Source organism: Actinoallomurus sp. NPDC052274, assembly GCF_040679475.1.
In the GTDB taxonomy this organism is placed as follows: domain Bacteria; phylum Actinomycetota; class Actinomycetes; order Streptosporangiales; family Streptosporangiaceae; genus Actinoallomurus; species Actinoallomurus liliacearum.
Genome location: NZ_JBFAUT010000176.1, coordinates 1 through 1,017 on the forward strand (window position 1 = coordinate 1; position 1,017 = coordinate 1,017).

The window sequence follows — 1,017 nt, forward strand, 5'->3', positions numbered from 1 at the left end:
GGTTCCGATGGAGAGCGGCCCGGAAGCCGGGCGACGGGTGGTCTTCCTGGTGCATGGTGCCGACGGCACCACCGTGCCGCTTCGCCATCTCGCAAAGGCACTGCGCGGCGATTGCGCGGTCTATGGCTTCCAGGCGCCGGGCCTAGACGACGAGAGCGACATACCGCGATCGGTGCAAGCCTATGCCGAGCGCTATGTCCGGATCGCGGAGCAAGTGGCCGAGGGGCGTCGGATCATTCTGGCCGGCTGGTCCTATGGCGGCGCGGTCGCGCTCGAGATGGCACGGCTCTGGCAGGAGCAGGGCCTGCCGGTGGAAGCCACGATCCTGCTCGACTCCTTCGTCCTCGCGCCTGTGTCGGCATCGCGGCAGGGCGACGCCGATGCCGGGTTCGAGGACATCGATTTCCTGGGCGCCGGACCGATGGGGGAGGGCGTGCTGCTCGATCGGCTCGCATCGGTCCTGAAGGCGAATCTCCGCTCGTTCCTCCGCTATTTTCCCGAGCGGTTTTCCGGTCGCGTCGAATTGATCAAGGCTGGTCGTGGCTTTCCCAAGCTGTCGGGCGCGCTGCTGGACGATTACGACTCGACGTCCCGAAGCTGGGAGCATTTCCTCGACTATATCGCGACGCACGAGGTCGACGCCGATCATTTCGATCTTCTGTCTGAAGGAAGTGCCGAGATGACTGCCAAGAAAATGCTGAATATCATGGATTTATGCCATGGGGCATAGATCCGGATCAGCCGAACTTCGTGAAGTTCATGCTTAATATGGATAATAGATATGCCGGAATTTTGATGTTATGCTGTTCAGGTAATCAAGTTATCGGGAATTCGTATAGATAAGCGGGAGGGAAGGCATGTCCACGAAGAATCCGGTGGCATTCGTGCCAGAGGCATATAATCCAGACGCCTATAATCCCAACGCGTATAACATGATCGTGTATTCGCGGCCGCAAAATCATTCCGAGCTGATGTTCTTTCCCCGACGGCCGCAGGCTGGGCTTTCTACCCTGGAGG

At 59.4% G+C, this 1,017-nt stretch carries 1 protein-coding gene; it reads left to right on the forward strand.

The genetic code is table 11. The features are described 5' to 3' along the window. A partial coding sequence (locus AB0K82_RS44735; RefSeq protein ID WP_364409899.1) for an alpha/beta fold hydrolase occupies positions 1–730 on the forward strand: 730 nt, incomplete at its 5' end. Between the last annotated feature and the right edge of the window lie 287 nt (positions 731–1,017).